At 35.9% G+C, this 25,090-nt stretch carries 13 protein-coding genes; 7 read left to right on the plus strand and 6 right to left on the minus strand.

Going from position 1 to position 25,090, the window contains the following annotated elements:
* The first annotated feature begins 748 nt into the window (after window positions 1–748).
* Complete coding sequence (locus A1OE_RS01295) at window positions 749–2,158, plus strand: PfaD family polyunsaturated fatty acid/polyketide biosynthesis protein (protein ID WP_044283209.1); 1,410 nt, start codon at window positions 749–751, stop codon at window positions 2,156–2,158.
* A 1,325-nt stretch (window positions 2,159–3,483) separates the two neighbouring features.
* Here A1OE_RS01295 and groL read toward each other — a convergent pair.
* From groL to A1OE_RS01315, 4 genes are all read right to left on the minus strand, one after another.
* Window positions 3,484–5,124 carry a chaperonin GroEL gene (gene groL / locus A1OE_RS01300; protein ID WP_015088145.1) on the minus strand — a complete coding sequence of 547 codons (1,641 nt, stop codon included), beginning with the start codon at window positions 5,122–5,124 and terminating at the stop codon, window positions 3,484–3,486.
* An 83-nt stretch (window positions 5,125–5,207) separates the two neighbouring features.
* Entirely contained in the window at window positions 5,208–5,528 is a 321-nt protein-coding gene (locus A1OE_RS01305; RefSeq protein WP_044283210.1) for a co-chaperone GroES, read from the minus strand.
* A gap of 504 nt (window positions 5,529–6,032) precedes the next feature.
* A protein-coding gene (prfB, locus tag A1OE_RS01310; RefSeq protein WP_162470494.1) for a peptide chain release factor 2 occupies window positions 6,033–7,128 on the minus strand; the annotation gives its coding sequence in 2 pieces (ribosomal slippage) (window positions 6,033–7,061 and window positions 7,063–7,128; 1,095 coding nt in all).
* Window positions 7,129–7,198: 70 nt separating this feature from the next.
* Complete coding sequence (locus A1OE_RS01315; protein ID WP_015088148.1) at window positions 7,199–9,664, minus strand: penicillin-binding protein 1A; 2,466 nt, start codon at window positions 9,662–9,664, stop codon at window positions 7,199–7,201.
* Between the two features lie 1,080 nt (window positions 9,665–10,744).
* On the opposite strand from A1OE_RS01315, the gene rpsD reads away from it, so the two are divergent.
* The 3 genes from rpsD (at window position 10,745) to ftsY (ending at window position 14,646) form a co-directional block, all read left to right on the plus strand.
* A complete protein-coding gene (gene rpsD, locus A1OE_RS01320) occupies window positions 10,745–11,359 on the plus strand; it encodes a 30S ribosomal protein S4 (RefSeq protein ID WP_015088150.1) in 615 nt (204 codons plus the stop codon).
* A gap of 1,005 nt (window positions 11,360–12,364) precedes the next feature.
* Window positions 12,365–13,660, plus strand: a complete 1,296-nt coding sequence (gene mtaB / locus A1OE_RS01325) for a tRNA (N(6)-L-threonylcarbamoyladenosine(37)-C(2))-methylthiotransferase MtaB (protein ID WP_015088154.1) — start codon at window positions 12,365–12,367, stop codon at window positions 13,658–13,660.
* Between the two features lie 38 nt (window positions 13,661–13,698).
* Window positions 13,699–14,646, plus strand: coding sequence for a signal recognition particle-docking protein FtsY (gene ftsY, locus A1OE_RS01330; RefSeq protein ID WP_015088155.1), 948 nt, complete (start codon window positions 13,699–13,701; stop codon window positions 14,644–14,646).
* Window positions 14,647–15,634: 988 nt separating this feature from the next.
* Here ftsY and A1OE_RS04135 read toward each other — a convergent pair.
* A complete protein-coding gene (locus tag A1OE_RS04135) occupies window positions 15,635–16,453 on the minus strand; it encodes an N-acetylmuramoyl-L-alanine amidase family protein (RefSeq protein WP_158512536.1) in 819 nt (272 codons plus the stop codon).
* Between the two features lie 1,017 nt (window positions 16,454–17,470).
* On the opposite strand from A1OE_RS04135, the gene A1OE_RS01340 reads away from it, so the two are divergent.
* A complete protein-coding gene (locus tag A1OE_RS01340; RefSeq protein ID WP_015088157.1) occupies window positions 17,471–20,065 on the plus strand; it encodes an Rne/Rng family ribonuclease in 2,595 nt (864 codons plus the stop codon).
* Between the two features lie 241 nt (window positions 20,066–20,306).
* On the opposite strand, the gene A1OE_RS01345 is transcribed toward A1OE_RS01340, so the two are convergent.
* The gene (locus A1OE_RS01345; RefSeq protein ID WP_015088158.1) at window positions 20,307–21,446 is read right to left on the minus strand and encodes a pyridoxal phosphate-dependent aminotransferase; all 1,140 of its coding nucleotides are present in this window, start codon (window positions 21,444–21,446) and stop codon (window positions 20,307–20,309) included.
* Window positions 21,447–22,358: 912 nt separating this feature from the next.
* Between A1OE_RS01345 and A1OE_RS01350 the strand changes: the two genes are divergently transcribed.
* Both A1OE_RS01350 and A1OE_RS01355 read left to right on the plus strand, forming a co-directional pair.
* Window positions 22,359–23,759, plus strand: a complete 1,401-nt coding sequence (locus A1OE_RS01350; RefSeq protein ID WP_052312385.1) for a M48 family metalloprotease — start codon at window positions 22,359–22,361, stop codon at window positions 23,757–23,759.
* 60 nt (window positions 23,760–23,819) lie between these two features.
* The gene (locus A1OE_RS01355) at window positions 23,820–24,614 is read left to right on the plus strand and encodes a DsbA family protein (protein WP_015088162.1); all 795 of its coding nucleotides are present in this window, start codon (window positions 23,820–23,822) and stop codon (window positions 24,612–24,614) included.
* Window positions 24,615–25,090: the final 476 nt, after the last annotated feature.

The raw sequence follows: 25,090 nt of genomic DNA on the forward strand, positions 1-25,090 counted from the left end.
GCAATAATCACTGTATTGCTAGTCGGCAATGTATTTTATTTATAAAATAATAATATTAACCTGTTAAATTTACATATTATTTTATATATTTTAAGAGCGAGGATGTGAGTTACGCAGTAACTAAAATAGATCTATAGGTTTAAAATCATTAGTAAGGAAAAATTGGACACAGGTCCTATAAAGCAAAATATCTTACTTATATTGCAAACTTAAATTTTGCTGTAATTTTGATGCAATCGATGGGTTTAAATTATGATTATCAAATTAGTAATCATTTACATTATCCCATTAGCTTGGTTTTATTAGATTGTATGTCAATTTTGCACAAGTTATAAATTGTGAACAGCATTTAAAAGTTACTATACTAATAATTTAACTAAATTATTAGTATAGTAACTTTTAAACCGGGCTTCTCGCATTGAGGGTAGCATCAATCCTTGTGATTATAATTTTAGATTTATTTACCAATTATTGTCGTCTTTAAAGTTCATTTATTAATCTTATTGACATCCTATTCGGTTAATTTTTTTAAAGTCTATTGAACTCAATTTTGCACAGCTTGCTAAGGTTATTATGATTAATATAAATATAGGATCAATTCATTACAAGAAAGTTTATTTTATTTAAACTCATGTTGTTATCATTAGTTTCATCAACAAAGTTGATGAAACTATATATTGAAATATTAGATACTCGGCATCAGACGTTATTTAAATATTTTTTAAATGCCCATCATACCGGAGGCCACATGTCTATAACCATTTGCCCTAATGCACTTGGAGATTCAAATTTTCTCGCTGATCATGGTGTGCGATTAGCTTATGTTGTAGGTGGCATGGTAAAGGCAATTGGTTCTAAAGCTATAGTTGAACGTATGGCTAGTGCTAAATTGTTGTCATTCTTTGGCGCTGGCGGAATGTCTGCATCGGCAATTGAGGAAACAGTATCTGGATTAGCAGCTAAATTAGGTACTGAATTGCCTTGGGGGGTAAACTTTCTGCATAATTTTGTTCTTCCTGAAGCGGAAGAGGTAGTGGTTGATATCTTATTGAATCATAATGTTCGTCGAGTCGAGGCTTCTGCTTTTATTATACCAACTCCAGCTCTTGCTCGTTGGCGCTTGCTTGGTCTATCGGTTGCACCAGACGGTGCGATACGACGTCAACACCAAGTGATGGCTAAATTGTCACGTGGTGAGGTAGCAAGGTCTTTTCTTGCACCGGTTGAACCAGAGATTGTAGCGAATTTGTTGTCAAGAGGTGATATTAATGATGAACAAGCTAAACTAGCAGAATTAGTACCCTTATGTGATGATATCGTAGTAGAGGCAGATTCTGGAGGTCATACAGATAAGCGAGTAGCTTTGGCTTTATTACCGGCTATTAGGCGTCAACGTGATGATATTGTTCAACGATTTAAGCCTGCTTCCAACGTTCGTATAGGTTTAGCTGGTGGTTTGGGATCACCTGAAGCGATTGCAGCCGCTTTCATGCTTGGGGCAGACTTTGTCATGACTGGTTCGATTAATCAAGCTACAGTAGAGGCTGGCACTAGTGATTTAGCTAAAGATATGCTACAGAAAGTTGGTCCTCAGGACTGTGACATGGCTCCGGCTGGTGATATGTTTGAGATCGGAACTAAGATACAGGTGCTGCGTCGGGGCAGCATGTTTGCTGCTCGAGGTAATCGGCTTTACGAGTTATACCGAAGTTTGGATTCTCTTGACCAAATTCCTCAGCGTGAGCGGAAAGAAATCGAAGAGAAGTGCATGGGACGTAGCCTAGAAGAGGTTTGGAAGGAGACTGCAAGCTATTACGCAAGAGTTGCACCAAATGAGTTGGAAGAAGCTGAGGTTAATCCTAAGAAGAAGATGGCCATGGTTTTTCGCTGGTATTTCATACACAGTAATCGTTTAACTCTTGAGGGTGATTCTAGTAAAAAAAGTAACTTTCAGATTCATTGCGGCCCAGCAATGGCCGCATGCAATGCTTGGCTTGCTGGTACTTCAATCGAAAATTGGCGACAGCGTCATGTAGACGATATTGCTGATAAGCTTATGACTGAAGCATCTAGCTATATTTTGCACAAAATTACTACTTGGGAAAATAACGCCATTGTTGATTCAAGTATAACATCGCCAGGACAACAAAATTTATAATTAGTTATCAATGTGCTAATTTATTAAACAAATAATTTTGTATTCGGGTTACGTAGTTAATTTGCTGTGCAGCAGGTACTTCAGCGTATTCTTCAATTTTATCAAATAATACTTTTGTTAAGTTTATATTTTACTTGCTAATAAAAATATTAGCATTGAGTTTAGATGCTTTCATAAAGCATTGATATTTGTTAATATGCTAAATTTTTTGTTAATTTATTACCTTTAGTAAGTAACATAAAAATAAGTTGACTTTAAATATTTTAAGTGATTTAATATATTAATACAAATTTATACTAAAACGATATGAATCTAGCTGTAGCAGAAAGTATTAAGGTATATGTTATTTTATCACTCACAACATTATCTTATTGCTTGGACAATTAAAAACAATTAATTTAATGAGTATTTTTATTAACAAAATTGTTTTTACAATTTTCTTTGCTTTTATCAAAGGGAGATGAGAAAACAAAGCTTCATAATCTTTGTTTTCTCTAATTAATTTTTTGATAAAAACTATCTTGGGCATTTTAAATCAAGATTTAAAATTTTCCTTACTACAGAAAGTGCCTTATGTAATAAATTTGATTATTTGTAAGTTTATTTATACCTTATTTAAGACATATCTATTAAAGTTAGAATAACTTTTTAATAGATATGTTATTCTTAAGGTTGGATATGTTTGATTAAAAACGCCATAACTAAAGTGCTTTTAATTGTAATTAACGCTTTATTTAAATAAATTAAAATAAAGGTTTTTTAAACCTTGTTTTTTAGTCAATATTTCAATACATAAAGAGTTTTTTTAAAAAATCCTTTATTTAGGAAATAATAGTTAAATCCTGGTCGATTTTTTCATTTTTAGATAGATTAATACACATCTCAGGGGATTAATATTCCTAGGTATGCGTAAATTATTTATAGCTAAAAAAAATAAACAGAACTTTATCCTATTTTAGCCTAACTTTAGCAAATTATTTCTCATGAATAAATCTATTTAAGGATATCTCATGTGTTCATGACAAGCTATTAAAGTTTATTTTTACGTTCTTTGTTAAAACTATGTGTATTAGAGCAAAAAAATAGTCAATAATACAGAATAGCAACTTACCCATACATTATAAACAGCTATTGTCAATTGGCTGCTAATGGTCTTTAAAAAAAGGTACTGTTTTAAAAGATTATTAAAAATACAAATTTGGTTTATCTTATCCTAGATAAGATCTGACTATACGATAGTTGTAATTTTTTATTATAAAATTCGATAAATAAAGGCCGAGGATAATTATGCTTCTTTTATCCTCGGCCTGCGAATTTAGTTACGGTTAGAAGCCCATACCACCCATATCAGATGCTGCAGGAGCAGCAGGCATTGGCGATTTAGGTTCAGGTTTGTCAGCTACCATGGCTTCGGTAGTTATAAGTAAACCGGCAACTGAAGCAGCGTTTTGCAAAGAGCTACGAACAACTTTAGTGGGATCAATAATTCCAGCATCCACTAAGTCAGTAAAACCACCGCTTTGTGCATCCAATCCCCAGCTACTATCCTTAGACTCCAAAAGTTTACCTACAATAACTGAACCATCATGACCAGCATTAGAGGCAATTTGTCGAGCTGGAGCTTCAAGGGCTCGTCGAATAATATTTACACCCATGCGTTGATCATCGTTAGCTGGTTTTAGACTGTCTAAAGCATTCACGGCATAAACCAGCGGTGATCCTCCACCTGGTAAAATGCCTTCTTCAACAGCTGCTCGAGTTGAGTGCATTGCGTCATCAACGCGATCTTTACGCTCTTTAACCTCAATTTCGGTAGCGCCACCAACTCGTATTACAGCTACACCTCCAGCAAGCTTTGCTAAACGCTCTTGTAGCTTCTCACGATCGTAATCAGAGGTAGTATCCTCAACCTGGGTACGGATCTGCGAGCAACGACCTTCAATATCCTTTTTCTTACCCGCTCCATCTACAACGGTAGTTTCATCTTTTGTAATGGCAATACGCTTAGCAGTTCCCAACATATCAATAGTAACGCCATCAAGATTAATACCAAGATCCTCAGATACTACAGTACCGCCAGTTAGAATACCTATATCTTCAAGCATAGCCTTACGACGATCACCAAAGCCAGGAGCTTTAACAGCAGCAACCTTTAAGCCACCGCGTAATTTGTTTACTACAAGCGTTGCTAAAGCCTCTCCTTCTACATCTTCTGCGATGATTAATAATGATTTACCAGCCTGCACTACCTTTTCAAGTACAGGTAACATCGGCTGTAAATTGGACAACTTTTTTTCGTGTAATAGTATGTAGGGGTTTTCCAACTCGCAAACCATCTTGTCAGGATTAGTTACGAAGTAGGGTGACAGATAGCCACGATCGAACTGCATACCCTCAACAACGTCAAGTTCAGTATTCAGTGATTTGGCTTCTTCAACCGTAATTACGCCCTCGTTACCAACCTTTTCCATGGCCTTAGCGATCATCTCGCCAATTTCACGCTCTCCATTGGCAGAAATAGTACCAACTTGCGCGACCTCACTAGATGTAGTGATCTTCTTGGAGCGTCGTTCAATATCAGCTACTACAGCCTCAACAGCACTGTCAATACCGCGCTTTAGATCCATCGGATTCATACCTGCAGCAACGGCTTTCGCGCCTTCGCGAACGATGGACTGTGCTAATACAGTCGCAGTAGTAGTACCATCTCCAGCCACATCATTAGCTTTAGAAGCTACCTCACGTACCATCTGCGCACCCATATTCTCGAACTTATCAGTTAGCTCGATTTCTTTAGCTACAGTTACACCGTCCTTAGAAATTCGTGGAGCGCCGAATGACTTCTCCAGCACTACATTGCGGCCTTTTGGGCCTAGCGTAACTTTTACAGCGTCGGCAAGAATATCAACGCCTTTTAACATTTTATTACGAGCATCGACGCCGAACTTAACGTCCTTGGCAGCCATGTTTGTACTCCTTAATAATTTGTGGTTAGCCCTTATTACAAGCGGCTTCTTTACGAAGGCCCCTAGCTGTGCGTGCAGCTTAGTTAGGCGGCCTTCGTCTTCGACGATTTCAAGGTGCTATCGAGCACACCCATTATGTCGCTTTCTTTCATGATTAGCAGGTCATCCCCGTCAATCTTCACTTCTGTGCCAGACCATTTGCCAAACAAGACCAAATCACCTGGCTTGACGTCAAGTGCGACAATCTTTCCCGATTCGTCGCGCGCGCCAGAACCGACGGCTAAAACCTCACCTTCAGTGGGCTTTTCTTTAGCCGTATCAGGTATAATAATGCCGCCAGCAGTCCTCTGATCTGTGTCGAGACGACGAACCACCACTCGGTCGTGGAGCGGCCGAAATTTCATGACACTTCCTCCGTTTACACTCTGAATAAAAGTTGAGACGTGCAATTTTAGCAATATAGCCGGGGTTAACTTAACTTTAAATTTTTAAGTATCTCCCGGCGAACTAAGTGAGGATGTAAGAAAAAGGCAGAAAACTGTCAAGCGTGCTAGTGCGACGATTTAATATTATGCTGTTTATGATTGAGATTAACCTTGAATATTCTTGCATTAGTTAATATATACAAACTGTTTCTTTGTTTTGATGAGCAAACTATATATAGTGAAATGTTTTTTAGTTAAAAATATGACTAACAGTCAATAAAATATGCAAGTTTTTTTATTTATGTTGTTTTTTTTAAATAAGTTAAAATTAAATAAGTTAAAATAAGTTAATTTAATAAAAATAAGTTAATTTAATAGTTGATGGTTTTAGATGCTTATCCCTTAGAGCTGTTATTTAAATTACCTCGAATATATTTTTTATGAATAAACAATGATAATAACATTCTCGATTGGTAATTTGTTTTACTTTGTTCTGCCTATCGATGCTTCTAGGAAAGCGTCGATATCACCGTCTAGTACTGCAGAAGGATTACTGCTCTCTTCTCCGGTACGCAAGTCTTTGACCATTTGATATGGTTGTAAAACATAGGATCTGATTTGATGACCCCAGCCAATTTCTGACTTAGAAGCCTCAGTTGCGTGCGCTTCGTCCCCTCTGCGTTGTAGCTCAGCCTCGTATAAACGAGCGCGTAGCACATTCATTGCACTAGCGCGATTACGATGCTGTGACCGGTCGTTTTGACATTGTACGACTATGCCTGACGGGATATGGGTTATGCGAATCGCAGAATCTGTACGATTAACGTGCTGTCCTCCAGCACCGGAGGCACGATATGTATCTATCTTTAAGTCTTTGTCTTCGATGAAGATATTAATTGAATCATCCACTACAGGATAGACCCATACGCTGGAAAAACTGGTGTGACGCCGTGCTTGACTGTCGTAAGGTGATATGCGGACTAAACGATGCACCCCGCTCTCGGTTTTCAGCCAACCATGAGCATTGTGGCCTAGTATCTTGATTGTAGCTGACTTCAGTCCTGTTTCTTCGCCTGGACTCTCTTCCAACCACTCGATTTTATAGCTTTTGCGCTCAGCCCAGCGGGTATACATACGTAACAAAGTATCGGCCCAGGATTGAGCTTCAGTTCCACCAGCGCCAGCATGAACTTCTAAATAGCAGTCACATTGATCATTTTCTCCAGAAAGCATGGTAGAAATACACATTTTTTGGGCTTTGACGAGAATTAACTCTAATTCACCTCTTGCTTCTGCAAGAGTATTTGTATCGTCTTCGGATTTGCCTAATGATAACAATATAGTTGCATCTTCAAATGCCTCTTCAAGCGCTTTCATATCTTTCATTTGTTTCTTCAGATGATTGCGCTCCTGCATTAGTTTTTGCGCTTGTTCTGGGTTTTTCCAAAAGTTTTCTTTCTGGGTTAAAGAATCAAGCCTGCATATGCGCGTTGATATAACCGCACAGTCAAACATGCCTCCTCAGCAGCTTAATTGACTGCTTGATTTCCTCAAGGATTTCGGTAGTATCTATGTGCAACGTGTTCTCCATATTCAGAAAGAATTTATCAACATCTAAATAGTGATCAAAAAATAATATTCAAAATTCTTTAATAAATACCTGATCCGTTTCCGACAATAGGGGCTGCTGTAGGCTCTGTGTTTTTTGGGTTTGCGGGGAAAATTATACTTTGGTCATTGTCGATTATGAGATTATCGCCTGTTGGCTCAGTGCCTGGTTTGAAAGCTTCCAGAATAGCATCAGGAGCACTCGAATTAACGCGTCGACCACTGTTTGCATCAATCCAAACCATACGTACTGTTGGCGGGATACGAAATTCAGGCGTTGTCACGTCATTCAAAGCACTTTCCATAAATAACTTGAAAATTGGCGCGGCTACACTAGCGCCTGTATCGTTAATACCAAGAGTACGCGGATGGTCAAATCCTACAAAAACTCCAACAGCAAGATCGGGGGAAAAACCTATAAACCAAGTATCTAAGTTATTGTTAGTAGTACCAGTTTTGCCAGCAAGGGTTTTGCCTAAACTAGAAATGGAAATGCCGGTACCGCGCTGAATCACTCCTCTTAGCATAGAAACTATTTGATAGGCAGAGGCTGGATCTATAATCTGTTCGCGATTATCATGTATCTCTGGAGGTGGACCGCCGTTCCAAGTTTTTGCGTTACATCCCTCGCATAGACGTTTATCGTATCGATAGATCACCTTACCGTGACGATTAACTATTAGATTAAATAGCGATGATTTAATTCTCTTGCCGCCATTAACGAACATCGAATAAGCGGTTGTTATGCGTAATAATGTAGTTTCAGCGGCACCAAGGGCAAACGATAAGTGTGGTTCCATATGCTCTACTACATCAAAAAGCTTGGCGTAGTTGACAACTTTATCCATTCCTATGCTTTGAGCAAGACGAATTGTCATTAAATTTCGGGACTTCTCGATACCAAGTCTAATTGGTGTTAGTCCATGGAATCTGGCGTATTCATAAGATTTGTTTGAGTAGTTAGATGGTTTCCATTTTGGAAGTTTTGATCCTTGGTCAAGCACTAAGGGTGCGTCTAATGACCTGGTTGCAGGTGTGTAACCGTTATCTAACGCTGCCAAGTAAACAAATGGCTTAAAAGAGGATCCAGGTTGTCGCCAAGCTTGTGTGGCTCTATTAAATTTGCTTATTTTCGAACTGTATCCTCCGCTCATAGCGAGCACTTTGCCAGTATGCGGATCCATTGCTAAAATTGCACCCTCCACATCTGGAATTTGGCGCAAAGCTACTGTTGGCTTAGTATAAGTTTTGCCTTGACTATTTTTCTTAACAGTCTCTACTGCCACTACGTCTCCAATAGAAAGTACTTCGTGAACAAATTTAGGAACTATTCCGAAACGTTGATCCTTTAACCTTTTACGTGCCCATTTCATCTCTAAATATGGCATCGTGGCAAAAGATCCATCAGCAAAACCGATGGTGGCAGTACTAGCATTTACTTTCATTACAACACCTAGGCGCCAAAAACCTATTCCAGCAGGTTGTTTAATTTTAGCAAGTCTGTCTTTCCATCCTGGAGCAATGTTAATTTGCGCTATAGGACTACGCCAGCCGTGCCGCTGATCATACTTGATTAATCCATCATGCAATGCTTTATCGGCTATACGCTGTAACTTAGGATCGAGTGTTGTAAAAACTGACATTCCTCCCTCATACAAACACTTTTCTCCGTATTTATCTAGTAATATACGATGAACTTCATCAGCAAAATAATCAGCGTTAGTTTCATCTCTAGTGAATGGGCTGGATACAATTAATGGCTTTTTCATTACTTCTTGAGCTTGAGAATGATCAATAAAATTATTTTTTTCCATCTGTTTAATTACCCAATTACGACGAGCTATAGCAGCATCATGCTTGCGAGTTGGGTGGTAGTTATTTGGTGCTTTTGGTAGAGCTGCTAAGTAAGCAGTTTCGGCAAAGGTAAGATCCGCTAATGGCTTATTAAAATAATTTAAAGCAGCTGCGGCCACGCCATAAGAACCCAAACCGAGATATATATCATTCAAGTATAGCTCAAGGATGCGGTTTTTGCTCAGTGCGTGTTCAATACGAAAAGATAAGATTGCTTCTTTGATTTTGCGTTTGATTGAGGCTTCATTAGTAAGTAGGAAATTTTTAGCTACTTGTTGTGTGATGGTTGATGCTCCTATCAGACGACGACATGTACCATAATTTTTTAGATTGATGAAGCTAGCGGAGATAAGGCTAAAAAAGTCAACGCCAAAGTGTTTGTAAAAATTTTTATCTTCAGCAGCTAGAAAAGCATTAATTACGCGTTTAGGAACTACTTCTATAGGAACGAATATTCTTTTATTGCGAGCAAATTCAACTAATAAACTACCATCGTTTGCGTGAACGCGAGTAAGAACCGCTGGTTCGTAATCGACGAGAAATTTATAGTCTGGCAGGCCGCTACTGAGATAATAAAGCAAATACAGTAAAGCCACAATACCACCAATTATTACAACTAGAGTAAAAGCAAATAATCTGAATAGCCAGCGCAAAATAATTCCTCTGAAATATCATCCTTAAGACATTAAAATAATGCAAAAAACTTCTTAAATTTTAAGGGAAATACAATATAAATTTCGTTACAAGTGAAAGTAAATAAAATAAAAAATTTTTATTATTTGTATAATAAGAAGATTTTATGTCTTTAATGCTAACAAATATGGTTTAACGCCATCAGGCAGATGATAAAGTACCTCATAAAGTAATATTATTATATCGCGTATTTTATGTTCTGAAGCTTAATTTTGGTAATTAACTAATATTTTATCAAAGCTACGTTTGAGAGATTTTTCCTGATTATACTAAAATATATCATCAATAAAAGTTTTCTTGGTACTTTAAGTATCAGTGAAAACTACTCAAGTAAACATTAGCTTAAAAAAAAATTATGCTTGATAGTCAAAGGAAGCTTATTCGTTGCTTAAAATATAAAGCTAGATTATTTTTACTAAATAAGCTTGTAAGCATAACAAATTGATCAGATGTAACCTATCAAAAAAAAGAACAAGTAATTTTAGACTGACTATTAGATCAAATTAATACTAGGAGAAACATCTCCGTAATTTACTACCTTGGTGTGATTGATTATTCGAACTTCATTAAAAATGATTAAATCTCTGACTTTACCTAAGAGGACTGAATTATTATATTATAATATAAAGTTTATACTGTATAGAAAAGAACACAAATTTTAAGAGACTGCTAGTCCAATTTTTAAATTTCTTCTAAAAATATTCAGTATTGTCTTATGCTTACTAAAGTACTAAATAACCCTGGTTAGGTATAAGATCATTATAGACTACGCATAGGTGTTTATATTGGAAGATTAAGCATACCTAGCTTTGTATTTTACATTTTATCGTACTTGGTTCACTAGTTTTGTGCACTATAATTACGTACCCAATCAAACCATAAAAGCAAACACGCATGAGATCATTTAGCATACTCGCTTGGCAGTGGTATAACCAAAAAATTTAAATTATTGCCTTTGCTAGATACTTTTTAAGTGGATTTCGGTGGTTTTAGTTGAAAGATTTTTGTTCACAGCTTCTAAGTTAAATATTGAGAATTCAATGGCCAAACGTGCTTCTACAAAACATAAAATTGATCGGCGATTAGGCTTAAATCTTTGGGGAAGGCCTAAGTCTCCATTTAACGATCGTGGATACGGACCCGGTCAGCATGGTCAGGGTCGTCGTAAGCCAACTGATTACGGTGTGCAGCTTATGGCTAAACAGAAACTTAAAGGCTATTATGGCAATATAGGTGAGAAACAGTTTCGTAGATATCATGCTGAAGCTGTTCGTCGTAAAGGAGGTACTGATGAAAACTTAATAGGTATTTTAGAGAGCCGCTTGGATGCTGTAATTTATCGTATGAAATTTGTTTCAACTGTTTTTGCTGCTCGCCAACTAGTCAATCACGGGCATGTCAATGTTAACGGTAGACGTGTAAATATTCCATCTTACTTAGTACGTGAAGGCGACAAGGTGGAGATAAAAAAAAGCTCTCGTGAGCTACTTGTGATTTTAAATGGTATACAGTCAAGCGAACGAGATGTACCAGCATATTTAGATGTTGATCATAGTAAAATGACCGGCACTCTCATTAGCATCCCAAAACTAGAGGAAGTACCATATCCAGTTCAGATGGAGCCAAATTTAGTAGTTGAATTTTATTCACGCTAATTGTTATGTTTTTATATTATTCAGCGTTGTTCTTTTTACCAAAATACTGTTATCCAAAATTACTTTGAACAACCCCTCTTTGGGTAGAAGGGGTTTACTTACAGATGAGCAGACTAAGTATTTTATTATTTTATTGAAGACTATGCAAGTGTAAATTCAAAATTTACTTTTCTATTCTTCTACTAGAATCGTAATTTCTTATTAATTAAACATTGGATATTCTACAAAATATTACTTGCTGTGAAAACTATCAATTTGACGAAAGTATTCTTGTTATTAATCTTAATGTATTAGGAATGAGCTATTTAATTATTGAAATGTTTTTCCACGGAGAAAATGTATATATTTGGAATATACAGAGACTTTGGCAATGCAGCACAAAAATTGTAAAATAGCTACTGAGGAGTAGTTTAATTTCCCTCAGTAGCTAAAAGCAATTATCGACATGTCAGCGATTTTTTATTCTCATAGAAGAGTTTATTTAAATATTATCGTGCATTTGTGTATTTTTATGCCGTTAGTCTGTTTTAGCGAACTAACATTAATACTAATAAATAGCACAATATTGTAATATTTAAAGAAAACAAAAATAAACTAATAGTATGTACTAATTAAGGTTTCTATGATCGTAACTAAGTTGAACAATCAGTAAATTTATTAGCTTTTACGTTTATAGATTTTAGTCCTATAAAAATAAAAAGATGCGTTAATATCAGTTTAAATCTTAAAAAAACAGCTTAGATTTTTTAGACATGTAAATTTTTTATTAAAGCCTATTACTTTGTTTAAAGTAGAACTATTTATTCTACCAATAGCTATAAAAATAGCTGTTGCTTTATGTTATTTCGAATTAAGGCATTTATGCACATAGTCGCAACTTCTATTTTACTATTTTAATGTAGTAGTGATTATAGTAAATAATCACATTATTTTTAGAAAACCAAAGATTTTCCTAAAGTTATTTGGTTATTGCGTTTAATCAAATGAAAATAAGTGTATATTTTTATGATTTGTTCATCTAGTACATATAAATCTTCTTCTTACAAGGTAAAGACTTTTGGTTGTCGTCTGAATGCTCATGAGTCTGAAATAATCATAAAACATTTACAAGAATCTGGCGCTAGTAACACTATTGTAATTAACACTTGCGCAGTAACTGCGGAAGCTGAGCGGCGTTCACGCCAAGCAATTCGCCGTATAGTTCGGGAAAATCCTGGAACTAATATAGTTGTTACCGGTTGTGCTGCTCAGATCAACCAAGACAATTATGCTGCAATCCCCGGAGTTACTAGAGTGGTTGGTAATGAGGAAAAGCTACGGCCGGAAACATGGAATGCTCAGGATATTATTGATAAGCCAAAGGTATTAGTTAATGATATCATGATGGTGCGTAATACGGCTACTCACTTGGTTACTACATCTCAAGGACGCGAGCGTGCTATTGTTCAAGTTCAGCAAGGCTGTGACCATCGTTGTACTTTTTGTGTTATACCATTTGGTCGTGGCAATAGCCGTTCAGTACCAATGGAAGTGGTTGTTAAACAAGTCCGCTCCTTAGTAGCGGCTGGTTATCTTGAGATTGTGTTAAGTGGGATCGATATAACCTCTTATGGAGGAGATTTGCCAGGTAATCCTTCGTTGGGAAGGATGGTGCGAAGATTACTTGCGATGGTTCCAGAGCTCCCGCGTTTGCGATTGTCATCTGTTGATCCTGTCGAACTAGACGATGATATATGGCGCTTATTGGAAAATGAGCAAAGGTTTATGCCTCACTTACATTTGAGCTTGCAATCTGGAGACGATATGATGCTTAAACGAATGAAACGTCGTCACTTAAGTGAAGACGTAATTCGTCTGGTTAATTATGCTCGTGCTTTACGTCCCGAGATAGCTTTTGGCGCTGATATAATTGCGGGATTCCCAACAGAGACGGAACAAATGCACACGAATACGGTTAACATGTTACTGGATCTTGGGCTGCAATATGTTCATATATTTCCATACTCCCCTCGGCCTGGCACACCAGCCACTTACATGCCAAAGATTCATGATGATACCCGCAAGTCGCGTGCTGCAGAACTTAGAATTATCGGTGCTGATAATCTGGTACGTTGGCTTGATACTCGTGTAGGGAGCATTGATCGGGTACTGGTTGAGCGTGACAGTGTGGGTCATGGCGAAAGTTTTGCGAAAATTAGAGTAGCTGGTGGAGCAGTTGCAGGTGAAATTGTTAAGATCATAGTTACTGGTCGCGATGTTACTACCCTAATAGGAGAGAGAACTATCGAAACCGATAAATAAAACTTAACTATAAAAGCTAAAATTAGTGAGACTTCTTTATGATCCAATACAAAAGTTCCAATTCATCTTCTAAAGGCTGGTTTACTCGGTTGCGCACTGGATTATCTAAATCTTCTAAGCTTCTTATAGATGGTATTGGTGAGCTGTTTACTAAGCGTAAGCTTGACGAGGCTAGTCTAAAAGAGCTTGAGGAGCTGTTAATAACAGCTGATCTTGGGGTTGAGACAGCTGTAAAGCTCACTGCCAGTTTAGCTTGTAAGAAATTTAAAAATGATGTAACTAGCGCAGAGATTCGTATCGCTTTCGCTGACGATATTGTTGAGATCCTAGATCCAGTTGCTCAGCCTCTAAGACCATTTGGGCATAAGCCATTTGTTATTTTAGCGGTTGGAGTAAATGGTTCAGGAAAAACTACTACCCTTGGTAAATTAGCATGTCAATGGACTAGTGAAGGCATGTCGGTAATGTTGGCAGCATGTGATACTTTTCGCGCTGCTGCTGTCGATCAGCTTAAGATTTGGGGTGAGCGTGCTCAAGTACCTGTGCTCGCCAAGCCGTACGGCTCTGATGCAGCAGCTTTAGCATTTGATGCTTTGGCAAAAGCTAAAGCTGCTGCTAGTGATGTGCTTATGATTGATACCGCTGGTAGATTACAAAATAAAAACCAACTTATGGAAGAATTGGCTAAATTAATTAGAGTGATTAAAAAACAAGACGATACTGCTCCACATGCAACAGTACTAGTATTGGACGGAACAGTTGGTCAAAACGCTCATGCTCAAGTAAAGGCATTTAGAGAAATGGTCAATGTAACGGGTCTTATAATTACAAAACTTGATGGTTCTTCACGCGGTGGCGTGGTTGTATCGTTAGCACAAAGTATTGGTTTACCCATGCACGCAGTCGGTGTTGGCGAAGGAGAAGATGATTTACGCTCATTTGATGCCCGATTATTCGCAAATTCTTTGATGGGTATTTCAGAGTAAAATTTATCAAGTTAGTAATTAGGAAGGAAGAGATATTTGAGATAGATTTTCTCTTAGGGGGTATCTGGACAATCATAAATATAACAGATAATACCTTAAGGATATTTAAACAACAACAGGCATAATCAACGGTAAATTTGTCAAATTTAGATTTGTAAGATTTTAGTATTGTTTGGATTTATAGTTTAAAGAGTTTTCTATATTTAAAACATGCGTATAGTATGTTTTTTTATTTTTCTTAAAATGTTTTACATTTTTTATTCTTGAAAAAAACTTATCAGTTTTCTTTCAAACATATAGAAAGTGCTCGTACAAGATTGTCAGTTAAGAGTATTTTACTGATTTTGCATTCGATATATTAATCAGCAGATATAAAAATTTTTATTTTTAAAATGAAATTTGAGTAATACTATTTTAATTACCTTATTTTAGATGATATTGTTACTTTAATTTGTAATTATTTATTTTCATTTAGATGTTTATAGATTGGTAGTTGTCGATATTATCTTTCATATATTTAAGTAAGATATTCGCACAAGGATTAAGCTATTAATTTTTGATGTTATAATTTACTTTGTAAATTGATATTGCAATCAGTTTGTTTTTTTTAATTAATCTGGTAATTAAGATCGAAAATCATCCCATTATCTAGGATTTAATCATTAAATAATTTAATAATTTTTACTATTATGCCCGAAAATACGATTTCCTTTTTTTTGGAAAACTCGTACCGTTTTATTATCTTAACTAAAAACTTTTCTCAGAAAATTACTTTTCATTGCGTTATAGTTTATGTTTTCTAATTGAAGATGTTTCAAAAAGACTTAAAGTAAAGGATCTATAAGTCTTTTTGAAGAAGATTAAATATTAGCAAATGAGCTTAACGTGTATTATTTGTTATGGATCTTTATGAAAGGTTAATGATTCTTAAAACGAGAAGTTAAGTAAAAAATTATTGTATCATTTTCTAATTACCGGAATGTTGATTCTAGGCTGATAGGTAATTATCGATGGCAAGCGCAAGAGCAGCAGCAATTTTGTGAAGATATGCCGGGTTGCTGAGTAATTGATTATCTTCTTGGTTTGATAAAAAGCCTAATTCTATTAATACAGAAGGTATATTAAGCACTTTTAATACCGTAAAATTAGCAAAACGATGTGGTCGAGTTAACAATTTAGTTTTTCTTTTCATTTCCTTAATTATATATCCAGCTAGTCGTGCAGAGCAGTTTATTACTCGATCATATTTCAAGTTTAATAAAATATAGCTAACTTTTAGTTTATTTTTGCACCCACCATTCTGCAAGGTAGCATAAATTTTATTCGGCTTGATTGTTGTTTTTTTAAAATTGTTACTCGATTTTATATCTGACAAAGTATAAACTGAAAGACCTCGTAAGGATTGATTATTGACAGAATTCGCGTGCAGCGAAATAAAAAGGTCAGCGTTTTCTTGCTGGCTAATTGCTATACGCTTACCTAAAGCTATAAAATAATCTTTGTTGCGAGTCAGTACAGCTTTATAATTGCCAGTTTTTTCTAGCAGCTTTTTTAGCTCTTTCGCTGTATTGAGCAAGATGTCTTTTTCATATATGCCTTTGTATCCGATAGCACCAGGATCACGTCCGCCATGACCAGGATCTAGTATTATTATTTTTAGTTGGTTTTTTGATTTAGGTCTGTATGAAAGATCCTTGGTTAATTTATAGTCTGGTGAAATACTAAGAGTAGATGGCTTTAGGTTTGATTTTTTGAGAATAGTATTTTTTGTAATCCGGATTAAATTAAGATATAAAATATATTGCAATTTTTTAAATAAATACCGGATAAAAATGGTTTTTAATTTTACTAGAAGACTAGTAATATTGTGCGCTTTCCTGGAAAGGAATTGGGTACAAAGTAAGAAAGATATCTTTTGTTCTTTAATTGCATACAATAAAAAAAATTTTTTTGGGATACTCAAAACTATTTGATATGACTTCCATGTCAATGCTATCTCGTAATTTATTTTTTGGTTGGGAGTTATGCAGATAAAAATCTTATCTGTGTGGGTATCTACATACCAGTTGTTAGTAATAGGGGTGTTGTGAGCGATAGATAAGATAAAAGTAAAAAAAGTAATTAGCAGTAAATATAGATATAATACTATTGTCTTCCATGAAACTATAATGAATTCATAGCATAGCGCCATTAAATAAAAACCAGCGCGTTGCATCATTTAAAATCCAGCAATTTATTATGGTAATTGTCTATTATAACTTAGGGGTGAAAATAAGTTAAGTACAATTAATAATATTAGCTTATGCATAAGGTATTTTATAAAACAAATAAGTAGGTATTTGTTTTGAGATGTTTTACGAAATTGAGCTTATTTTTATATTGTTGATAGGTACATAGAATAATTATGTTGAGTTGTTAATAAATTAAACTTTAGTTGTAAGCAAGAAAGGGTGAGTATTGCATACATGATTAGGAATATTAGTGGTACTTTTGTTGATTTTTATCAGTAAGTGATTCTAATGTTTTGATAGTTATGGTTAATCAAGGTTAGATTTCTAAACTGGGAAAATTTCGTTGATGATGATCTCTAAATCCTTCATCTAAATCAGATTAATTTTTTGGATAATACAGACAGCATATATTCTGCCGGACTATGACGTGCATTTATTTTAGTGATTTTATACAGTATATCGTGGATATGATGAAGGCGTGCTATACTACGCTGTTTTTTTTACGCTCGAGCTGAAATTTTATTACGTAATCGACAGCTCGGATCTATAATCATTTTTGCAGTTATTGCGACGCGATACGGAGTTACCAACGTATGACCAAGCGTATGCTAATCGATGCTGCTCATCCGGAAGAAACCCGGGTTGTGCTAGTCGACGGAAATAAGATCGATGATTTTGACCTTGAAACAGCTTCCAAAAAGCATCTTAAAGGAAACATTTACCTTGCACGAATAACAAGAGTAGAGCCATCGTTACAAGCGGCATTTGTAGAATATGGTGGTAATCGCCACGGATTTATGGCCTTTACGGAAGTTCATCCAGATTATTATAGAATTCCGATCGACGATCGTGAGGTATTAATTTCTGAAGAGCAAACCGACAATACGATAAAAGAAAAGCATGAAAATATGGTTGATGAGGACGCTGCTGGTTTTGCTTCCAATTGTTCAAATAATGCTGAGGAAAATAAAGAAGTAACTGCTAATATTTCTGATTTGAATGTTCATAGTGAAATTGTCAGCAGTGATAATACCATGGATAATTTGCGCAGTAGGCGTCAGTTGCCTAGTCGACGATATAAGATTCACGAAGTAGTTGCTAGGCGTCAAATTATGCTAGTACAAGTTATAAAAGAGTCGCGTGGTAATAAGGGAGCGGCTCTCACTACATATTTATCTTTAGCAGGTCGATATTGCGTGCTGATGCCAAATACAGATCGTGGTGGAGGTGTCAGCCGAAAAATTACTCATGTAGCAGATCGTAAACGATTAAAGCAGATCGTCGATGCCTTAAATGTACCGGAAGGCATGACAGTTATCGTCCGCACAGCAGGTGCACAGCGCACCAAGGCTGAAATAAAACGTGATTACGAGTACCTGTTACGTTTGTGGGATGAAATCCGTAAGACTACGTTAGATAGCACAGCGCCGTGTCTTATCTATGAGGAAGCTAATCTCATTAAACGTTCAATCAGAGATCTATACACGCGCGATTTGGATGAGGTGTTAGTTGATGGTGATGACGGCTATAAGACTGCTAAGGATTTTATGAAAACTATGATTCCCAGTCATGCTAAGAGAGTTAAACGCTATAATGATCCTCATGTACCACTGCTCCATCGTTTCCAATTAGAAAGCCAGCTTGATGCGATTCATAACCCGATAGTGGATCTAAAGTCAGGTGGTTATATTGTAATGAACCAGACTGAGGCATTAGTCGCTATTGATGTAAATTCTGGTCGCTCTACCTCGGAACGCAGCATAGAAGAAACGGCACTTAAGACGAATTTGGAAGCTGCAGACGAAGTAGCTCGCCAATTACGTTTGCGAGATCTTGCTGGACTGGTTGTAATTGATTTCATAGATGTTGAGGAATCTCGTAATCAACGTGCAGTTGAACGTCGTATGAAGGAAGCTATTAAAGCTGATCGTGCGCGTATTCAAATTGGGCGGATAAGTCATTTTGGCCTTATGGGGCTCTCTCGTCAGCGCCTTCGTCCTTCCTTAGTAGAAGCCAGCACTCAGATTTGTCTGAACTGTAAGGGATTGGGATATATTCGTTCTATTGATAGCACTGCGTTGCATATCTTGCGAGTCATTGAAGAAGAAGGACTACGTAATCGAGCTGCAGAGATTGTTATACATGTCCCAGGAAAGGTTGCATTATATATTCTTAATCAGAAGCGTAACCGTCTTGCTGATATCGAATTACGTTACGGTAATCGCGTGTTTTTGGAACAAGATGCCACATTGGTACCACCAGATTATCGACTTGAACGTCTACGGTCTAAAACTGCCGAGGAAAGGGCTGCTTTCCAGATCGCGATTTCTGCTAATTCCGCTGAAATCGATAAGAAGGATAACTATTTCGTTCTGCCGGATAAGAGTGAAATTGAGGATTTTAATCTTAACGATGAATGTAATGAGCTTAACAACATTGCTCAATCTTGCTGTGATTCAGGAGATGGCTATGTTTCTGAATTTCGAGATAGTATGAATAATTTCATACAGAAGAAAGATAATCTTCTTAAAAATGAAACTAGTGCGGAGGGATACACTGAAGTAGATTATGAGAATGATTCTGACTACAATAAGCCTCGTTTTCGCGGGCGAAGCGGTCGTCGTCGATCACGAAAACGTCGTGATACTGGTTCTGAAGCAATCTTGAAAAATGAAAAAACAAAGACCTGCGATGTTTCTTTTTTTAATACAAAAATCTCTGATAAAGAGGGAAAGCAAGTTCTTATGGTCTCAACCAAAGCTACCAAAACTAATTATGTTTATAAAACGATGTCTGATGAAGTAATAAACGACGAGCATACCATGAACAATACTGACTTGGAGGGGGAGCAGTTGGGCAGCAAAGGGATGATTGACCATGCATTAGTTTTTAAAGAAAATAGTAAAGAAAACAAGCTATTGAATAATCTTAATCCTAAGCGTCCACGTCGCCGTCGACGCAGGAGTCGTGAAGAGATCCTAGCGTTTGAAAATCATAAGTTTGAGGAAAAGTCAAAAACAATTGCTAGTCATTCTTGTAAAGAATTGGGTGACAAAACAACCAACATAATAAACTCTGGTAAGGAGAATAAAATGGTATCACAGGAACTCAATTCAACAGGAATCATTCAGATTAAAAATTTGAATAGTGCAGTTGAAAATCCTCGTAAAGGATGGTGGCGTCGATAAAGATAAATGATCTATCGATTAAAGTAATTTTTTGGATGCTTCGTAGAGCAAAAAACTAGATATTTTATTGCTTGCTATCGATAAATAGATTATTTTGGATCATTTATTGTACGGATTAGATCAATGATTAGTGTGTAAAGAGACCAATAATTATGCTATTACGCACTAAAATCTGAGTTTAAACTGAATAGTTTTTTGTACATAAGGGGTAACTTTGATTGTATAAACGATAATTATATCTCTACAACCAGGCCTTTAGTCTCTTACATGCCTCCATCATATCTTTGCTGGAGCCAGCGAAAGACAGACGTATCGTTGCATGACCACGAGAAGGATCGAAATCTATTCCAGGCGTACAGGCTATTCCAATTTCAGTTAAAAGTCGCTTGCAGAATTTTCTGCTGTCGTTAGTATGTTTAGCGACATTGGCATAAATATAGAATGCTCCATCAGCCGGTGCTAGATTATCTAACCAAGCTGATGGTAACTGATTTAGCAAAATATCTCGATTGAGAGTGTAGCGGTTCAGATTTTTCTGTGCTTCTTCGATGCAATCAAAGGCAGCGATTGCTCCAAATTGTGATATTGTAGGAGCTGAGATGAAGAAGCTAGCAATGAGTCTTTCTACTGAAGTCAGAAGTTCTGGTGGTATTACCATCCAACCAATACGCCAACCGGTCATTGAAAAGTATTTTGAAAAGCTATTGATTACTATGGCATCTGGATTGCTTTCCAGAGCAGAAATAGGACGATGTCTAAAATTAATTCCGTGATAAACCTCATCGGAGATTAGTCGGACTCCATTTGTTTGACACCAATGAGTTATTTTTTTCATAGCCTTCTCGTTAAGCATAGTACCAGTCGGATTTGATGGACTGGCTATAATCAAGCCATCTAGCTTTCCAGCTTTTTCTAGCTTTGCTACTGTAGGTTGAAATCGATCTTTTGCATCAGCAGGTAAGCATACGACTTCTGTTCCCAATGATTTTAATATGTTGCGATAAGCTGGATAGCCTGGCGAGGCAATGGCTACTCGAGATCCATGTTCTAAAGCTGACAAAACAGCAATGCTAAATCCACCAGACGATCCGGTGGTTACTGCAATGCGTTCGATAGATACCTCAATGCCGTACCATTTGCGGTAATGTTTAGAAATTTTTTCACGCATTTTTGTCATACCAAGTGGTACAGTGTAGCCAATCTTATCGTTACATAGAGCGACACGTGCTGCTTTCAGTACGCCTTTAGGCGCTGGAGTAGATGGCTGTCCGATTTCTAGGTGAAGCACATTGTCACCAGCCGCTTCGCGTTTTGTTGCATCTGACATCATTTGCATAACAATGAATGGATCGATTTCTGCACGACTGGCTGGATTAAACATAAACTAACTTTCAAATTAAAAATATTATGAAAAAATCGTGTACAGACAATTAGTCAAGTTAAGCATATTTTACTATAAAGTAAGTGATTAATGCAAAATAGTTGTTTGTCTAAATTAAATTTATGATTATAAAATAATATTATCGAATTTATAATTCTATAAAAATAAAGTGTATTCCTCGTTCATCTTAAATCATAGGAGATTATAAAGCATACTCATAAGTAAAGATAGGTATGATAAAAAATAGAATTCTATATTTTAAGCTACAATTTTTAAAATATATTATTTTCTTTTATATATATATCAGGCGATGTAATTTTATTTTCTTGATTATTTTTTATATTATTACTTAAGTAATAAGACAGTCATTAGTAGCACAAAGCAATACCTTATTTATTAAGATAATTAATTTTTAAGGATAGCCTATCTTATATAGAATCTGTAAGTAAATCTTAGCGATATTGTATCTCATATATACTGATATACACATGGTTTTATCTTATGGTATACAAAAATTTTACTAGCCTAATGATTATTCTACAATAAGGTGCGTAATAAAATAATTTGCTCTTCATTACAAACAGTGTATTTGATACACGTTGAGTATTAATAACAATGTTATCTGCTGCATTCTCAGCTAAGCTGAACATTGCTAGTGTATCAATTTTGTGTTATTTGACTAACTTGCAAGCTGATTTGTACAATATTTAAGTTTCTGAGACATCGCTATATATTAGTGTTTAATGTATACTTATTTTTTAAGTCATAGCTACTAAGTAATAACTTGTAGTATATTATATAAAGTGCCTCCAATAATAGCTCATTGCTTAGCCTTAATATTGACTTGTGCTTCTCTAAGATCTGTTAACGAAATCAATATGTTTTTGTTGTTTGTTCCGATTAGGCGTTCTCGTGAAACAACTAATAGTCAGAATACTTTGGCGACTTTTTATAAGAGTAAATGTAGTATTAATAGTACTTTTTCAGATATCCGTTGCTTATGCACAAAATAGCCAATTCATACGAGATGCAGAAATAGAAACTATTATTCGAGATTTTGTTAATCCACTGCTAGATGCAGCTAAAATCAACCGTAATAGCATATCGGTTTATATTATAAATGAGGGAGGAATAAACGCTTTTGTTACAGACGGCAATAAATTATTCTTAAATAGTGGCCTTATAATGGCTATGCAATCGCCATTGCAGCTAATTGGAGTTATTGCTCATGAAATTGGGCACATTGCTAGTGGTCATTTAGCTCAAACATCAAATACCATCGATTCTTTTGCTAAAGCCTCTATGCTCTCAGCGATTGCTGGAATTACTGTAGGATTTTTGAGTGGTCGGACTGATACAGGTGCAGCAATTGCTATGGGAGGACAGTCAGCTGTTATTAGAAGCTTTATGCAATATAGCCAAGAACAGGAATCAATAGCTGATCAAGCAGGCATGCGTTTTCTTGATGCTAGTAAACAATCTGTTAAGGGATTGCAATCTTTCTTTGAACACATGATATCTCAAGAAATGCCTAATCTAACTCGACAATCATCTTATTTATCTACACATCCATTTACAAGGGATCGGCTAAACTCAATCAAGGCACATGTTAGTATATCGTCATATTCGAATGTCCAGGCAACACCAAAGCAAATTATCAATTTTAACCGATTATTGGCGAAGCTTCATGCATTTATTAGCTTACCTTCTCAAACTTTTTGTAAATATCCGGAAACTGATAGTAGTTTGCCTGCGAAGTTAGCTCGTGCAATTGCTTATCGTAATAAGCTAGATTATAAGCGTTCTCTTGAGCTAACAATGGAGCTAATTAAAGAATATCCTGAAGATCCTTATCTATATGAACTAGAGGGTAAGGTTTTTTTTGAATCAGGAAATACCAAAGCTGCGCTTGCTTCTATGCTTAAGGCTCATAAACTAGCTCCTAACATCAGTTTGATTGAAGTTTTCTTATCGCAAATCTTTTTGTCAATAAACGATTATAATTCTAATAAGCAAGCCATGCTTCATTTGCAAAACGCCAAACCTTCTGAAGGTGATTCTCCTTTTTTTTGGCATTATTTAGCGATTGCTGAAGGAAGGCTTGGCAATATCGGTGAAGCTGTACTTGCTCTCGCAGAGGAATCCGTGTGCGAAGGTAATTGGGAGATGGCAGCTAATCAATCAAAGCGTGCACAAAAAACATTAAAGCCCGCAACACCTATGATGTTGAGAGCGATTGATATTGAACTGCTTGCGAAAAGCAAGGCTTTTACAAAAAGAAGAAACCACTCCTACGTCTCTAGCCTAGAGTAGCTGTAGTCGTTACTTTATGGATAAATATAATCAATTGCCAATTATTTGTTGGGGATCTAGATGATTTGGTACTTCTTCTCCTTTGTGTTATTTTCATTAATTTTTTGTTGTAGATTGGTAACCGCTACAGATCTTCCACTTTCTTTGGAAAGTAAATCCAATATTAAAGTGCTAATTCACAATTATATGCAAGACAATGGGATTGTACAGCAAGAGAATGATGTAATAAAAAATTATTTTGTTATGCAAAGAGTTGAAGAAACTGATACATACGATATTAAACAGATTTTGAGAAATAATCAATATGCCCTAGAGTGTGATCCAGTAGATCCAGTATTAGGTAATTTAACTGGAGACGTTACCGTAGTAGAATTTTTTGACTACCAATGCAGCTATTGCAAATTAATGACTTTGCTTTTGAAAGAACTAATCGAGAAAGATAGCAACATAAGAATTGTCTTTAAGGAATTACCGATTTTGAGCACAACATCTGAAACTGCTGCCTTAGCTTCGCTTGCTTCTCATTATCAAAATAAGTATATGAAATTTCAAACTAAATTATTTGATACGCCTGGTCAAATTACTCAAAAGATAATTTTCCAGGTGGCTCAAGAAATAGGTCTTGATATTGATAGGCTAAAGGTTGATATGGGAAATACTATAACACTCAATCAAATCCGTAAATCATTTGAACTAGCTAGGATCTTATCAATTCGAGGTACTCCAGCCTTGGTAATAGGGAATTATTTGATTCATGGTCTCATTTCCAAGAAAAAGCTTATTCAACTTGTAGCTAAGGTTCGTCGCGAAAACAGTTTAAAACATCTGCAACATAAATCATTCGGCTGTTCGTGATAGGCGAAATAAAAAAACCTTATATTCATAAATTATCATGTTATTTTTAAATAGTGAGTATCTTTTTTTAAAAAAAAAGGAATTTAAACCGAGTAGCCTAGATTTATCTTAGCTTTAAAATAACTTAAGTTATACAATTATAATAAATTTATTAATAAACTTTTGCATTACCAAACAATTAACTAACATACTTACAACTTCATTTATGCCAATTCTGTGCCAGAACAACAGCGATAAAATATCATAAGCTTTCTATATGTAGATGCTATTAACTTTATCAGTTTTTTAATATCTATTAGAAGAGTTTTAATATCTATTAGAAGAGTTTTAATATCTATTAGAAGAGTATAGACGGAATGTACTCTGCTTGTATCTCTTAGAGGTTTAGGCTTAGAGTTAAGGATACTGTAAAGAGTCTCAATCAGTCGTATTTGCCGATAGTCAATTGATTATGGCAAGGATTAATTTATGGGATA

The sequence above is a fragment of the Candidatus Endolissoclinum faulkneri L2 genome, assembly GCF_000319385.1.
In the GTDB taxonomy this organism is placed as follows: domain Bacteria; phylum Pseudomonadota; class Alphaproteobacteria; order Thalassobaculales; family Thalassobaculaceae; genus Thalassobaculum; species Thalassobaculum faulkneri.

What these genes read in the sequence shown, in the direction of transcription:
- A1OE_RS01295 (WP_044283209.1), top strand. Translation starts at nt 749, where the DNA reads ATGTCTATAACCATTTGCCCTAATGCACTTGGAGATTCAAATTTTCTC.
- groL (WP_015088145.1), bottom strand. Translation starts at nt 5,124, where the DNA reads ATGGCTGCCAAGGACGTTAAGTTCGGCGTCGATGCTCGTAATAAAATG.
- A1OE_RS01305 (WP_044283210.1), bottom strand. Translation starts at nt 5,528, where the DNA reads ATGAAATTTCGGCCGCTCCACGACCGAGTGGTGGTTCGTCGTCTCGAC.
- rpsD (WP_015088150.1), top strand. Translation starts at nt 10,745, where the DNA reads ATGGCCAAACGTGCTTCTACAAAACATAAAATTGATCGGCGATTAGGC.
- mtaB (WP_015088154.1), top strand. Translation starts at nt 12,365, where the DNA reads ATGATTTGTTCATCTAGTACATATAAATCTTCTTCTTACAAGGTAAAG.
- ftsY (WP_015088155.1), top strand. Translation starts at nt 13,699, where the DNA reads ATGATCCAATACAAAAGTTCCAATTCATCTTCTAAAGGCTGGTTTACT.
- A1OE_RS01340 (WP_015088157.1), top strand. Translation starts at nt 17,471, where the DNA reads ATGACCAAGCGTATGCTAATCGATGCTGCTCATCCGGAAGAAACCCGG.
- A1OE_RS01345 (WP_015088158.1), bottom strand. Translation starts at nt 21,446, where the DNA reads ATGTTTAATCCAGCCAGTCGTGCAGAAATCGATCCATTCATTGTTATG.
- A1OE_RS01355 (WP_015088162.1), top strand. Translation starts at nt 23,820, where the DNA reads ATGATTTGGTACTTCTTCTCCTTTGTGTTATTTTCATTAATTTTTTGT.